The following is a 14,418-nucleotide window of genomic DNA, read 5'->3' on the forward strand; positions in this document are numbered from 1 at the left end:
TTTAGCCTTTTTAAAGTCTCCCCTTCCGGGGGAGATTTATTGGGGGTTAGATTTATCCCGGATCGCTTTAAACTCCGAACCCGGCTTCCAACCCGGAAAAGTACTTTCATTACTCAGTTTTAGGCCAATCTGGTACATAATGGTGGCTATCTGGGCCATACCGGTTGCATCCATCGCATCGGTATAATTATCAGCCTGCTGGTGATAACGGTTATCGCCATAATCTTTTTGCCTTGCCTCACCATAGCCGCCGCCATGCAGCGCGCTGATGCTCCCGGTGTTAATATCCAGGGCGGGTATGCCTACTTTAGCAAAATTAAAATGATCTGACCGGTAGTAGCTGCCCGAGCCGGGTTGCCTGTCACCAACCGTAGTAAGTCCGTCGTTTTTGGCAATCTCCTCCACATAATCCTCCAGATCATTCTGGCCCTTGCCCGTTACCGCAATATCTTTTGTTTCGCCATAGTCGCCCAGGGCATCCATATTCAAATCGGCAACGGTTTTGTTTACCGGGAAAACCGGATGGGTAGCATAGTATTCCGAGCCTAAAAGGCCCTGCTCTTCTGCAGTTACCGCCAAAAATACTATTGTACGTTTTGGTTTCTCTTTAGTTTTGGCAAACGCTTTGGCTACGCTTAACATGGCGGCAACACCATCGGCATTATCAACAGCGCCGTTATAAATACTATCGCCTTTGGCATTGGGTTTACCAACACCAAGGTGATCCCAATGGGCGCTGTACAATACATACTCGCCCGCCTGACCGGTACCCTTCAATGTAGCGATAACATTGTGCGACATGGAATATTTAAGCTTATTATTGATGGTTAAGCTTACAGATTGGTTAAGCGGGATAGCTTTAAAATCTCTTTTCCGGGCCAGCGCACGAAAATCGCCTGTAATACCGGCTTGCGCAAGTAATTTTTTACCGGCGTCTTCAGTTATCCAACCCTCAACCTTGCAACGGTTCATGTGCTTATCAGCCTGCTGTAAATAAAGTTTCGCGCCGGTATTGCTGTTCGATACCACTTCCCAGCCATAGCTTGCCGGCTCGGTTTGGTGGATGATCAACACTCCCGCCGCGCCCTGACGGGCGGCTTCTTCATATTTATAAGTCCAGCGGCCGTAGTAGGTCATGGTATCGCCCTTAAAAAAATGCGGATCGCCATTTTTAAAACCCGGATCATTTACCAGCACCACTACCGTTTTGCCTTTAACATCAAGGCCTGCATAATCATTCCAATGATATTCGGGCGCTACAACCCCATAACCCGCAAAAACCAGCGGCGAATTTTTAAGGCTTACCGAGTCAACCTCACGGCGGCTAAAAGTTACAAAATCGGTTGTGGCCTTTAATGATAGCGGCTCTTTTCCTCCGGTAATCTCCATAACCGGCGATGGTGTGCTGGTAATTTCAACTAACGGCACATCCTGGAAATAGCTGCCCTTGCTACCCGGCTCAAGCCCTATTTTTTTAAACTGCTGCGCTATGTAGTTGATAGCTTTGGTTTCGCCGGCGGTAAAAGGTTTACGTCCCTGCATCGAATCGTTGGCCAGGGCCGAGATGTATTTTTTAATGTCGGCACCGGTTACCGGTTTTTCGGCAGGTACGGTTTTATTGTTCTGGCAGCCTGCAAAAATGGCAAGCGCCCCTAAAAAGGAAAGTTTATGGAATATGTTTTTCATAAGCAAAACAGGGATTGAATAAGTACAAACGGTACTGAAAGACCGAATTTACACAAATTGTGTTCAAAATATGCAAAAGCCGGGGCAAGGGAATTTAAATACCGGCCAGGTCAATGCCATGCGGTTAAGTTTTCCATCTGAGCCTTTTGCTAAGCCAAACACCGCCCCAGGCTATCCAGGCACTTAACAGGGCAAGTAAGGCAAATACCGCCGCCCGGAAAGCGCCATCAGTTGACCGGAAAGCGCCGATCAGCGCAACGATATAAACAATTAAGGGCAGCAGTAATACCATAGCTAAACCCCAAACCCCAAGCGGAATGCGAAACGGACGCTCCTTATGTGGTTCCGTTATCCTTAATTTGATAAGAGACACATACTCAAGCGATAAGCCCGCCCCATAAACCGTAACATCAATAATCAACAATTCGCCGAACGACCATAGCACCATCAGGCTTACCACTACAGAGCAGATGATGATTGAAATATAAGGTGTTTTAAACCTGCCATGTAACTTGCTGATAAAACGGGGTAACAGTTTATCATCTGCCATCACCTGTGGCACCCGTGATACCGATAGCAATACAGCCGCATAAATACCAAGCGAACTGGCCATTCCCCCAAGTGCTATGATTGTACCCAACCATTTGCCCCCAATCAGTTCGCCTAATACCGGGAAACCGCCGTCTTCAAGTTTAGCATGGTTAATGCCTGATTGCAGGGACACCCAAATCACAAAGAAATAAACCACCATTACCAAAACAAAAGCTCCAAGTACCGATACAAGGTACGACCGCACAGGCTTCTCAACTTCTTCGGCATAGGTTGTAACATTGTCCCAACCCAAACAATTCCACATTACCGTATATAGCGCCATACCAAACGACGGAAAATTGACCCTGCCAAACGATGGCGCCGGGATGTGGATATCGCCGCCATGATGGTAAAAGAACAATACCACTATTATAACAAAGGGTGTTAATACCAAAACGCCCAACAAAAGAGATACGCGACCAACCGGTACAATACCCAGGATGTTTAACAAGGCCGACGCCCATATAATAACCAGGCAAACCGTTATACGGTGCTGTTCGAGGTCGGGATAAAAATAGGTAGCATAAAGTACAAACAGGCCGGGATAAATGGCCAGGTCAATAAAAGTATAAAGCCAGGTCCACCAGCCTTCAATAAAACCCCAGTGCGTACCTAAAGCATATCTTACCCATTTATAGTAACCGCCGGTAACGGGCATCATGCTGTTCAGCTCAAGCACGGTAAAAATGGCCGGAACATCCCACAGTAAAGGGGTAATCAGTAAAACAGGCAAAGCTGCATGATCGCCGGCATAACTAAGCAACTGCTCAAGGCCGTACGGTCCGCCCGATACGGTAAAGAAGATAACAGCGATTAGCTGTATGGGGCGTATTTTTTTTAAGGTGGCTGCTGAGGGCATAAGCTATAAAACTACAACTTATGGTGTAATTTTTATGTTTTATAGCTTGTGAATGCTGAATAATGATCCGGTAACACCGTACAAACGCTTATTAGTTTAAGTTTATGGGCACTATCAATTTAGGTCGCCATTACTAAAGGTATCTCCCTGGTTAATATCGCCTGTTTCAAAACCCTTTTTAAACCAGTACATCCGCTGGGCGCTGGTACCGTGAGTAAAGCTATCCGGCTCCACATGGCCCTGGGCCTGCTTTTGCAGCCGGTCGTCGCCAATGGCGTTGGCGGCGTTCAGGGCTTCTTCTATATCACCCTTATCCAGCACGTTTTTCATCGACTGTTCGTAGTGCGCCCATACGCCGGCGTAAAAATCGGCCTGTAGTTCCAGCTTCACCGAGAGTTTGTTGTAGGCGCGCTCGCTGAGCCTTGAACGGGCGTCATCCATTTTCTGTGAAATCCCTAATAAGTTTTGCACATGGTGACCGACTTCATGCGCTATTACATAGGCCTGTGCAAAATCGCCCCCGGCACCAAGGCGGTTTTTCAGTTCGTCATAAAAAGAAAGATCGATATAAACCCGCGAATCGCCGGGGCAATAAAACGGCCCTGTTGCAGAACTGGCGTTACCACAGGCCGATTGCACATAATCTGTAAAGAGTGTTAAGCGCGGCTTTTGGTAGCTGCGGCCCATATCATTAAAAAGCTTGGTCCAGATATCTTCGGTATCGGCCAGCACAACACGTACAAAATGTTTGCCCTCGTCTTCGGGGCCGTTGTTAGCCTGTTGTTCCTGCCGGGGCTGGTTGGTTGTAACCTGGTTTAGCACCGCCGAGGGGTTGATGCCCGTAAAAAAATAAATCGCCGCCCCTATCAGGCCAAGTAAACCACCGCCTATAGCGAAACGGCCGCCGCCACCGCCGCGTTCATCGTCAACATTATCGCTTTCGCGTCTGCCAAACCATTGCATATTTTTGCCTCCGGAACCTAAATGGATTATTATTTTTCATACAAGATAATGAAAAACGGCCCTGTTTGTTTGAACAGGGCCGCATATTTTTTCACTCCCCCCTTAGGGGTCCGGGTGGCGTTATTTTACGATCTCAAAAACTGCCTGAATCTGGAAACTCAATTTAATGGTTTTGAAACTAATATCCGAATCAGCAACATTGCTTTCAGCTGCTGCTTTAAACATCATGGTATTGGCGTAAACGCGTGGCTGCGGATAGCTGCTGTTATCGCTTTCAGTAATATTGATGGCGCCGCCCAGTTTTTCGCCCAGTGCTGCTAACAGGTAGGTGGCTTTATCGCGGGCGGCCAGCAGGGCTTTAATTTTGAGGTCACGCTTCAGGTCGGCCATTTTTGAATAATCGTAGCTTTCAATATTGGTAGACTGAACACCTTTAGGGTCGATTTTCGACATGATCTGGTTAAATTTATTCAGATCGCGTACACGCAGGCCATACTGTTTTCCGGCCAGAAAATCAGGCGCTCTTTTCTTTTGATAAGTATTATTCCAGGCTGATACATTATTTACCGTAAAATCTGATGCAGGGATCCCGGCATCCTTTACAGCTTTTTCCAGTTGATCTTCCAGATCGTTAATGGCAATGTGCTTTTTGCCATCCATGTATTCCTGTAGTGATATGGTTACGTTTATAATATCAGGAGTAACTTCCTGTTCGGCAATGCCGGTAACTTCAATTTTACGCCTAAGATCAACGTTTTGGGCAAAAGCGCCAATGCTGGTTGCTAATAGTGCGGCAAGGATAAATAGCTTTTTCATGTGTATGTTATTTGATAATATGACTAAGATAACGGGTGTTTAGTTTAATGTGTAACATTAGGGCTACAATATATTTGCTAAATAATTGATATGCATGTAAATAAAACACAGGGCTGTTTTGTTTGGCGCCAGATACAGCACAGGTTGCGTTTCACCCTGCCCCTACCGATTTAATCCGACTGCGTAATTCCTGAAAAACAGTCATGGTGTTCAGTTTTTTAGAGCCGGTAGTTTTGAGACTTTTGGGGGTTGTATCATCTTTCCCGCTTAAATTATCATAATAATTAATTTATTTTAAGATAAATTACAGTTTGGCGTTGTGTTTGTAACATCACGGATGTAAAACATTAAAAAACATCTACCATGGCTACTAATAAAGTAAAAACACCCGAGCAAGAACAAACTACCCCCGTACAGGAATCAGCATTAAATGAGTTATTTATCGACGAGTTGAAAGATATTTACTGGGCTGAAAAGCACCTTGCCAAAGCGTTACCCAAAATGGCGAAGGCAGCTACATCTGACGAACTGAGGTCGGCTATTGAAAATCACCTCGAAGAAACCGAGCGCCAGATCACCCGTCTTGAAGATGCATTCGCCTCTATCGGTGAAAAAGCCGTTGCTGTAAAATGCGAGGCTATGGCCGGTTTAATTAAAGAGGGCGAAGAAATCATTTCTGAAACAGAAAAAGGCAGCATCACCCGCGACGCGGGCATTATTTCGGCTGCTCAAAAAATTGAGCATTATGAAATTGCCTCATACGGCACACTGCGCACATTAGCAGGCGTATTAGGATATGAACAGGCCGCAGAACTATTGGATTCTACCTTGCAGGAAGAAAAAACATGCGACAGCCTGCTCACTCAAATTGCTGAAGCGGGCATTAACCAATCGTCAAAAGCCGAAAAAGCTTAATTTACACCCTAAACAGCCGGTTGACCGGGCTGTTGCTGAAACTAAATTTAACAATAAAAACAGGCTATGCCATTACGGTGTAGCCTGTTTTTTATTTATCGCTTTTATTAAACAGTAATTATGTAATTTACCTCGTTGGCTGAATCCCTTTTAACAACGGTTAGTAAACTCCCATCATTCAATAAGAAAAAAACACGTCTGAAACCAGACTAACTACCCTTCTCTCTAAATCCAATACGACAGGCACTCTTCCGCCAAATTTCCTCCCTGCTCACCCGGCTACTTAATGATTGTTTTAACCAATCCTACAGAAAAATATTAAGCTTTAAAACTGGATAATCTTCCATTAACAAGGCTTAAATATTTATTAAATATAAATAACTGCAAATCAAGCGAAAGTGCCTTTTTTAAGTAAAATATCCTGTTTTTTAATTAATGAATAAGTTAACCTGTCATTTATTTAATGATAATAAAACAACTGTTGCTTTGCGGCAATTATTGCCCGGCTATTCTCAACCAGGGCTTCTTTTTTAAAAAGGGTTTATCATTAAGTAAAAACTATGGAAAAACATTACAAATCTATTTCCAGGCTAACGCGCACATCATGCAAAACAATTTGTTTTTTGATGCTGATGCTGCTGGCCTCATCAGCCGCGTTCGCTCAGCAACGCGTAATTAAAGGTACTGTTACCGACGAGGGCAACCTGCCGCTGCCGGGTGTGGTAGTAACGGTACAAAGCTCGGGCAAAGCAACATCAACCAATGCCAACGGCGGATACCAGGTAACCGTTAACGGCGCAGGCGATGTAATCAAATTTACCTTTTTAGGCTCGGTACCAAAACAGGTTACTGTTGGCGAAAAAAATATAGTTAACGTAACCATGGTTACCGATACCAAACAACTGAAGGATGTGGTAGTTATTGGTTACGGCACAGCCAGCCGTAAGGACGTAACAGGCGCTATTACCTCGGTAAAAGCCGACGAATTCAACAACGGCGTTTTAACCACCCCTGCCGAATTATTGCAGGGAAAAGTTGCCGGTTTGAACATTACCAAAAGCGGCGACCCCAATAAACAGCCTGCTACAATTTTAAGGGGGCCGTCAACCCTGCGCGAAGGTGCCGCACAGCAACCTTTTTATGTAATTGACGGCGTACCGGGCGCTTCTATCGATCTGCTGGCTCCTGCCGATATTGAAAGTATTGATGTATTAAAGGATGCTTCTTCAACCGCTATTTACGGCTCACGTGCAGCAAATGGTGTAATCATTGTTACCACCCGTAAAGCTAAAACGGGCCAGTCGCGCCTTTCATACAGCGGTTATGGCGCCGTTGAAAACGTTTCAAAAAACATTGACGTACTCACCGGCGACGAACTGCGTAAATATTTAACCGACAACGGTGTGCCTAAATTGAGTACAGCCGATGATGACGGTTCAAACACCAACTGGCAAAAACTGGCTGAGCGTACCGGTTATTCGCAAAGCCATAACATTGCATACGGGGGCGCAGGCACCAATTCAGAATATGGAGCAAGCGTAAACTATATGAAAAACAATGGTATTTTACGCAACACCAGCCTTGAACGCACCATTTACAAGGGCTACGTCAACCAACGTTTTTTTAATGACCGTTTAAAATTGGGTATCACCTTAACCAACAGCGTTACTAAAAACAACGACATTTTTCAGAGCCAGGTATTATCAGGAATTCTCTTCTATCTGCCAACGGTAAGCCCCTTTAACCCGGATGGCACTTACAAAGAAAACTATACCCGCACAGGCAGTGGTCCGTTAAACCCGTTATCGTTAATCAACAACAACTTCACCAACACCGAGAATAACAAAACCCTCATTAATGGTTTTGCCTCGTTAGACATTTTGAAGGGGTTAAAATTCACCGTATCGGGATCAACCCAAAAAGAACAGAATAACGTTAATACCTACTCAACCAGCCAATCGGGCATTTATGTGAATGCCGGTGGTGTAGCTGTACGCAGCGCTTACACCAATACCAGCAACGTTGTTGAGGCTTACTTTAACTACGACCGTGTTTTTGGCAAACACTCATTAAAGTTATTAGGTGGTTATTCGTACCAGCAAGATCGTACCAACGATGGTTTTGGAGTACAAACCCAGGGCTTTTCAAACGATGCCCTGACTTACAACTATCTGGCGCTTTCAAACCCTACGCAGCTTTCACAAATAGTTTTTAATCCGGCATATATTTCTACGCTCAGGTTCGTTTCGTTTTATGCACGTGGCCAGTACGAGTTTTCGGATAAATACCTGGTGCAGGCTTCGCTAAGGGAAGACGGTTCTTCGGCATTCGGTATCAATCAGCGTCATGGTTACTTCCCTGCTGCCTCTGCAGGCTGGAAAATCATTAACGAAGATTTTATGAAAAGTATCTCCGTAATCAGCGACCTGAAATTGAGGGCCGGTTATGGTGTATCTGGTAACAGCCTTGGCTTTGACGCCTTTACGGCCAGGTTAATTTACGGTGTGCCTCCGGGGGGCGGTAAGTTTTTAAACAATGGTAACATTGTTAACCCTATCGGCCCGGTACGTAATGACAACCCGGATCTGAAATGGGAAAGCACCGCCACCACTAATATTGGTCTGGATTTCGGCTTGTTCAACAACCGCTTAACAGGTTCGGTTGATTACTACATCAAGAAAACTTCCGATCTGATCTATACCTACCCGGTATCCACCACATTATATTTTTATCCATACTATACGGCTAACGTTGGTAAAATTAAAAACAGCGGTATCGAGGTGGTTTTAAACGCTGTACCTGTAAAAACGCAGGCCTTTACATGGCGCACCTCATTCAACGTTTCGCACAACAAAAACGTTGTTGAAAGCTTATCAAACAGCCAGTTTGGCCTTAACTATATTCAAACGGCACAATTAGGCGGCAAAGGCCAATCAGGCAACTACAGCCAGATCATCCAGCCTGGATACGCTATCGGTACTTTTGATTTATGGCATTACGTTGGGAAAAACTCAAATGGTGTAAGTACTTATCAAAAAGCCGATGGTTCGGTAATTGCCACGCAACCACTTACTACCGATCAGTTTATTAAATACGACGCGCAGCCTAAACTGGTGTACGGTTGGAGCAACAGCTTCTTCTACAAAAACTTCGATTTAAACTTCCTGGTTCGCGGCGTTTACGGAAACAAGATCCTGAATGCTACCCTTGCTTCGTTAAACAACCCTGCCGACTCGAAACTGCAAAACATACCACGTTTTACCCTGGGCGAATCATTTAAAGATATCAACGCATACCTGATCTCTGATCGTTTCCTCGAAAGCGGCTCATACCTGCGCCTGGATAACGCAACCTTGGGTTACACCATTAAACCGCACATCCAGGCTATTAAAAGCCTGCGCTTTTATGCATCGGGCAACAACATCTTCATCATTACCAAATACCGTGGTATCGATCCGGAGGTTAACATCGGCGGCCTTACCCCAGGTATTGACAACCGCGATTTTTATCCTAAAACACGCACGTTCAGCCTTGGTGTAACCGCGCAATTCTAAAACCCAAACAGTAAAGAGAAAAAAAAATGAAAAAGATATTTATAGCATGTGCCGCTGTTGCTACCATGATTGGCAGTTATTCATGCACTAAACTCGACGTGCCCGTTGAGTCGCAATATGTAAAATCAAACTTCCCGGTTACCGACGCCGACTACACCGCGTTGCTGGGAACTATTTATTCAAACCTTTCGTCGAGCTATGCAGTGCCTTACTGGCGCATGCAGGATATGTCGACAGATGAGGCTATCCTTCCGGCCCGTGATGGTAATTTTGACGACGGCGGTCAATATCGCCAACTGCACTACCACACCTGGACGTTTGACCATCCAAACGTGATCGGTGTATGGCAATGGGGTTTTGGTGGTATTAATACCTGTAACCGTATTATCAGCGTTATTAACGCTGGTCCTTCATCAGCGGCTAAAAAAGCGTCGTCAATAGCTGAGGTTAAAGCCATGCGTGCCTTGTATTTGTACTTTATGATGGACCTTTACGGCAACGTACCTATCATAACCGACTTCCCGGTTACCACGCAGCCTTCAAACCAACCGCGTGCACAGGTATACGCATTTATTGAAAGCGAATTAAAAAGCGTACTGCCATTATTACCCGCCAAAAGCAGCAACGCAGCTACAAACGTTTCGCAATACGGTAGGCCAACAAAAGGCATGGTATTCGCCCTGCTTGCAAAAATGTACTTAAACTCGGGGGTTTATGCCGGTACAACCCGTTACCAGGAAACTGTAGCCATGTGCGATAGTGTGCAAGCTAACACTAATTATTTCCTGGATGCTAAATACCGCGATATATTTTTACCAACCAACGGTCCGCAAATTAATGAAACCATTTTCGCAGTACCTTATGATCAGCAGATTCCCGGCAACCAATTTACCCGCTTCGGTTTCTTTTATTACCTGGCCAATGCCTATGGCTTTAACGTTGGTTTAAGTATTGCCATGAGCACCACGCCCGAGTTTTACAACCGCTTTAATATCCCTGGTGACGACCGTACCAAAACCTGGCTGGCCGGCCCGCAGTATTATCCCGACGGCAACGGCGGCTTCACCAACCAACCGGTGTATTACCCTGCCCCAAATGCCGATAAGCAGATCAATATCATCCCAACCCTAACCCTTACCGGTTTAAAACCGATGGATTTGGGCAACGATGTGTTAACCTCGCAATCAGAAGGCGTACGTTCAATTAAATACTACCCGGATGTAAACATTATACAGGCCACCCGTTTAAACAGTAACGACGTTCCGGTATTCCGTTTAGCCGACGTTTACCTGATGAAAGCGGAAGCCATCCTGCGTGGTGCTGCTCCCACCACTGTTAACGGCGAAGTACAAACGCCGCTTACCCTCGTAAATAAATTACGGGCCCGTGCACATGCCCAGTTAGCCTCATCAATTGATTTAGATGGCTTGTTAGACGAACGTGCCCGCGAACTATCATGGGAAGCCTGGCGCCGTAACGACCTGATCCGTTATGGTCTGTTTGAAAAGGAATACCCGCTACCGGTTATGGGCGGCAAAACTGATGACCTGAAAATGAACACCGACCCAACCCGCAGGTTATACCCAATTCCATCAACCGAATTAAAAACTAACCCTAACCTGAAACAAAATCCAGGTTATTAATAAAAGTTAATTTTGATATAAGCGCAAAAGGCAAGCCTTTTGCGCTTTGTTTTGTTAAACCCTATTTATATTTCACCTACATGAAACTTACCATCGGCTTACTTGCGTGCATAGCCCTCTCGGCTTCAGCCTTAACCGGCAATCCCGGCGACCAAAAAATGAACCATTTCCAGGTAATAGGTTCACATAACAGCTACAAACAGGCCATAAATCCAAAGCTATTCAAGTTTTTGCAACAGCGCGATTCGGTTGGTATGAGCAAGATCGATTACGAGCATATCAGCCTTACCGATCAGCTTAATTTAGGTTTGAATGCTTTAGAAATTGATGTTTATGCCGATAGCAAGGGCGGCAAATACGCGCACCCCAAAGGTTTGGATTGGGTACCCGGTCAGCCGGCTTTTGATACGCAAGGTGTAATGAAACAGCCGGGCTTTAAAGTTTTTCATATTGAGGATATCGACTTCCGCAGCAATTGCGCCACTTTTAAACTTTGCCTGCAGGAGCTGAAAAAATGGAGCGACGAGCATCCGGATCACAACCCGATCTACATCACCATGAACGCCAAAGATGAACCGATGGACAAACCGGGATTTACTATACCTGAAAAATTCACCGCAAAAACCTTCGCCGATCTGGATAAAGAGATCCTGGATAACCTGGGCAAAAAGTATTTAATTACCCCAGATGATGTTCGCGGCAGCTACAAAACCTTAGAAGCAGCCGTACTACACAACAACTGGCCTACATTAAACGCCGCCAAAGGCAAATTCATTTTTATTTTGGATGAGAAAGGGGAAAAACGGGCTGCCTATATTGCAGGGCACCCATCATTAAAAGGCCGCGTGCTTTTTGCCGATGCCGAGCCGGGAACGCCCGAGGCTGCCATCCACATTATGAACAATGCGAAGAAGGACCTGGCGCAGATTCAAAGGTTAGTAAAGAAAGGCTTCATCATCCGCACCCGCGCCGATTCGGATACCGAAGAAGCCCGTGCTAATGACAAAAGTTCGTTTATCGCCGCCCAAAAATCCGGTGCGCAGATCATCAGTACTGATTATTATAAAAAAAGCACCCATTTTAAATCTGACTATGTGATCAGTTTTGACGGCGGAACTTATTTTAGGGCTGATCCGTTGTTTGGTTCGGGAAAGTAAGATAACCGGGCTTGCACAATTTAACATGAAACAGGTTTTGCGTAACAGCAAGACCTGTTTTGTTTTGTACGGGTAATCCGCTTTCAAAATAACCACCACGATAACATTTACAGACGTTATATTAGCAATATGAATTTTATAAAAAGGCTTTTCAAAAAACCTGAACCAATTCAAAAGCCCTGCATAAACCTGGCAATGGTTATGCTCCCTGAAGCCGGTTCTTTTTCATTTCACAATTTTTTATCCGATATCAGTAAAAACCACGTAATAAACGAAGCAGATGGCGACAATGAAGCTGCCTCATTTAAATTTGATGGCGAGCTATTTTATATTGCCGCCATGCCGGTGCCAATTCCAAACGAAGATATAGAAGGCACCGCTCAATATGCGTATAACTGGCCAACGGCAGTCCAAGACCTTGAGGGTCACAAGGCTTATATTCTCGTTGCATTATCATCATCCAATAATAATTTTGTTAAGCATTTCAGGCTGATTACCCACGTAGTTAACAGCATCCTTAAAACTACTGATGCTATTGGCGTTTACATCGGGGATCAATCTTTATTAATACCGAAAAATGAGTATTTAATTGAAGTTGAAGCCGCAGCAATGGACGAATCCCTTCTGCCTCTGAATACGTGGATATATATCGGGCTTAGAACTATCGGCGATCAACGCAGCGGCTATACCTATGGCCTCAAAGCTTTTGGGCTTGATGAGATCGAAGTAATTGACACGTCGGCACCGCTAACAAGTATCCGGGAATTGCTATACGATGTATCTCACTATCTCATATCGAACAACATAAAGCTCAATGCAGGCGAAACCGTTGGCAGTTCGGCAGATGAAAAAATCAAGGTTGGTTTTTCGAAGGCCGTTTTTGTGGAGGGTGATAGTTACAAGCTTATTTTTTGATCGTCGGGAGCATTTTGCTGATAACCTTCACCTAAAACCGGTTTACTTTCCTGCACCGGTTCAATTAATTCTTTTCCTGCCTTTTCTGTAGCAAAAGATGCCACCACGCACGTAACCAATATCAATATAATAGTTCCGTTCAAAATATTATCGTCAATAATCTGCGCCTTAAAACCGACCAATATAATGGCCAGCGTGGCTGCCGCATGCGCGCTGCTCAACCCGAAAATCAATGTGCGTTGCGTTGACGAATATTTAAATATTTTTTGGGTAGATAATGCCGCCAGCCATTTGCCCAGCAATGCGCCAATTGTGAGGCCCAGCGCCACAATGGTAGCCTGCGGGCCGCGGGTAAGCACCCGCAGATCAACCAGCATGCCTACGCTGATGAGGAAGAACGGGATGAAGATGGCATTTCCCACAAAATCAATCCTGTGCATTAATACCTGCGATTGCTGTACCGCTTTATTCAGTGCCAACCCGGCCACAAAGGCCCCGATAATTGGCTCGACCCCGGCCAGTTGCGAAAGGAAGGCTGACAGGAACACGATGAACAGCACAAACACATAAGGCAGGGTTTTGCTATCGCAATAACGGTTAAAAAACCAGCGTGCCAATGGGGGAACCAGCACAAACATGATAAATGCGAAAACGGATAGCGAACTCACAAGCTGCAGCCAGAAGCTGAAGCCTAACCCGCCGTTTTTAGCCCCCATAATTACGGGCAACAGAATTAAAACGGCTGTATCGGTAAGGATAGTGCCGCCAACGCTGATGGCCACCGCTTCGTTTTTGGCTATTCCGTACTTACTAACAATGGGATAAGCTACCAGGGTATGCGTAGCAAACATACTGGCTGTTAGCGCCGATGTAATAAGCGGATACCCCAGCAAATAATGACAAACCGGAAAACCGATTACAATAGGAATACAAAAAGTAAAAAAGCCAAAAACGAGGCTACGGTGCTTTTTCTGCTTAAACTCGTTCAAATCAAGCTCAACACCGGCAATGAACATAATGTATAGCAAACCAATAGTTGAAAACAACTCGACCGCCGAATTTTTGGCAAGCAGGTTTAATCCGTGCGGGCCTATGGCTATCCCTGCCAAAATAAAACCCACAATACCGGGGATTTTAAATTTGCCCATAACAATTGGTGCGAGCAGAATAATCAGGAGGATGAGCGAGAAAATAAGTACCGGATTAGTAAAAGGCAAATTGAACTGCTGTGTTAACCGGCCAAGAATATCGGTATTATGCATACCGCAAATTTAGCACTTAAAGTTTTACTTTCTTCTATAGATGCTCTTGCCAGGCTT

10 protein-coding genes are annotated in these 14,418 nt (G+C 45.1%); 5 read left to right on the forward strand and 5 right to left on the reverse strand.

What is annotated here, in order from left to right:
• Nucleotides 1-36: 36 nt before the first annotated feature.
• The 4 genes from LX99_RS17815 to LX99_RS17830 form a co-directional block, all read right to left on the reverse strand.
• Nucleotides 37-1,686 (reverse strand): M28 family metallopeptidase, encoded by a 1,650-nt coding sequence (locus tag LX99_RS17815; RefSeq protein ID WP_109609098.1) that lies wholly within the window; start codon nt 1,684-1,686, stop codon nt 37-39.
• A gap of 124 nt (nt 1,687-1,810) precedes the next feature.
• Complete coding sequence (locus LX99_RS17820) at nt 1,811-3,136, reverse strand: APC family permease (protein WP_109609099.1); 1,326 nt, start codon at nt 3,134-3,136, stop codon at nt 1,811-1,813.
• A 114-nt stretch (nt 3,137-3,250) separates the two neighbouring features.
• Nucleotides 3,251-4,099, reverse strand: coding sequence for a KPN_02809 family neutral zinc metallopeptidase (ypfJ, locus tag LX99_RS17825; RefSeq protein WP_109609100.1), 849 nt, complete (start codon nt 4,097-4,099; stop codon nt 3,251-3,253).
• Between the two features lie 120 nt (nt 4,100-4,219).
• Nucleotides 4,220-4,915 carry an SIMPL domain-containing protein gene (locus tag LX99_RS17830; protein ID WP_022834181.1) on the reverse strand — a complete coding sequence of 232 codons (696 nt, stop codon included), beginning with the start codon at nt 4,913-4,915 and terminating at the stop codon, nt 4,220-4,222.
• Nucleotides 4,916-5,278: 363 nt separating this feature from the next.
• Here LX99_RS17830 and LX99_RS17835 point away from each other — a divergent pair, with 363 nt between their 5' ends.
• The 5 genes from LX99_RS17835 to LX99_RS17855 all read left to right on the forward strand — a co-directional run bounded on the left by LX99_RS17835 (nt 5,279) and on the right by LX99_RS17855 (nt 13,099).
• Entirely contained in the window at nt 5,279-5,830 is a 552-nt protein-coding gene (locus LX99_RS17835; RefSeq protein WP_109609101.1) for a YciE/YciF ferroxidase family protein, read from the forward strand.
• 560 nt (nt 5,831-6,390) lie between these two features.
• Nucleotides 6,391-9,384 carry a SusC/RagA family TonB-linked outer membrane protein gene (locus LX99_RS17840; protein ID WP_109609102.1) on the forward strand — a complete coding sequence of 998 codons (2,994 nt, stop codon included), beginning with the start codon at nt 6,391-6,393 and terminating at the stop codon, nt 9,382-9,384.
• A 26-nt stretch (nt 9,385-9,410) separates the two neighbouring features.
• Nucleotides 9,411-11,027: a RagB/SusD family nutrient uptake outer membrane protein gene (locus LX99_RS17845; protein WP_109609103.1), complete on the forward strand. Its 1,617-nt coding sequence runs from the start codon at nt 9,411-9,413 to the stop codon at nt 11,025-11,027.
• An 80-nt stretch (nt 11,028-11,107) separates the two neighbouring features.
• Complete coding sequence (locus LX99_RS17850; RefSeq protein ID WP_109609104.1) at nt 11,108-12,184, forward strand: phosphatidylinositol-specific phospholipase C1-like protein; 1,077 nt, start codon at nt 11,108-11,110, stop codon at nt 12,182-12,184.
• A 129-nt stretch (nt 12,185-12,313) separates the two neighbouring features.
• Nucleotides 12,314-13,099: a DUF4261 domain-containing protein gene (locus LX99_RS17855; RefSeq protein ID WP_109609105.1), complete on the forward strand. Its 786-nt coding sequence runs from the start codon at nt 12,314-12,316 to the stop codon at nt 13,097-13,099.
• Here LX99_RS17855 and LX99_RS17860 read toward each other — a convergent pair.
• Nucleotides 13,081-14,361 (reverse strand): cation:proton antiporter, encoded by a 1,281-nt coding sequence (locus LX99_RS17860; RefSeq protein ID WP_109609106.1) that lies wholly within the window; start codon nt 14,359-14,361, stop codon nt 13,081-13,083. The genes LX99_RS17855 and LX99_RS17860 overlap by 19 nt on opposite strands.
• Nucleotides 14,362-14,418: the final 57 nt, after the last annotated feature.

Source organism: Mucilaginibacter oryzae (genome assembly GCF_003148845.1).
GTDB classification, from domain to species: domain Bacteria; phylum Bacteroidota; class Bacteroidia; order Sphingobacteriales; family Sphingobacteriaceae; genus Mucilaginibacter; species Mucilaginibacter oryzae.

What these genes read in the sequence shown, in the direction of transcription:
- LX99_RS17830 (WP_022834181.1), bottom strand. Translation starts at nt 4,915, where the DNA reads ATGAAAAAGCTATTTATCCTTGCCGCACTATTAGCAACCAGCATTGGC.
- LX99_RS17835 (WP_109609101.1), top strand. Translation starts at nt 5,279, where the DNA reads ATGGCTACTAATAAAGTAAAAACACCCGAGCAAGAACAAACTACCCCC.
- LX99_RS17815 (WP_109609098.1), bottom strand. Translation starts at nt 1,686, where the DNA reads ATGAAAAACATATTCCATAAACTTTCCTTTTTAGGGGCGCTTGCCATT.
- LX99_RS17855 (WP_109609105.1), top strand. Translation starts at nt 12,314, where the DNA reads ATGAATTTTATAAAAAGGCTTTTCAAAAAACCTGAACCAATTCAAAAG.
- ypfJ (WP_109609100.1), bottom strand. Translation starts at nt 4,099, where the DNA reads ATGCAATGGTTTGGCAGACGCGAAAGCGATAATGTTGACGATGAACGC.
- LX99_RS17850 (WP_109609104.1), top strand. Translation starts at nt 11,108, where the DNA reads ATGAAACTTACCATCGGCTTACTTGCGTGCATAGCCCTCTCGGCTTCA.
- LX99_RS17840 (WP_109609102.1), top strand. Translation starts at nt 6,391, where the DNA reads ATGGAAAAACATTACAAATCTATTTCCAGGCTAACGCGCACATCATGC.
- LX99_RS17845 (WP_109609103.1), top strand. Translation starts at nt 9,411, where the DNA reads ATGAAAAAGATATTTATAGCATGTGCCGCTGTTGCTACCATGATTGGC.
- LX99_RS17860 (WP_109609106.1), bottom strand. Translation starts at nt 14,361, where the DNA reads ATGCATAATACCGATATTCTTGGCCGGTTAACACAGCAGTTCAATTTG.
- LX99_RS17820 (WP_109609099.1), bottom strand. Translation starts at nt 3,136, where the DNA reads ATGCCCTCAGCAGCCACCTTAAAAAAAATACGCCCCATACAGCTAATC.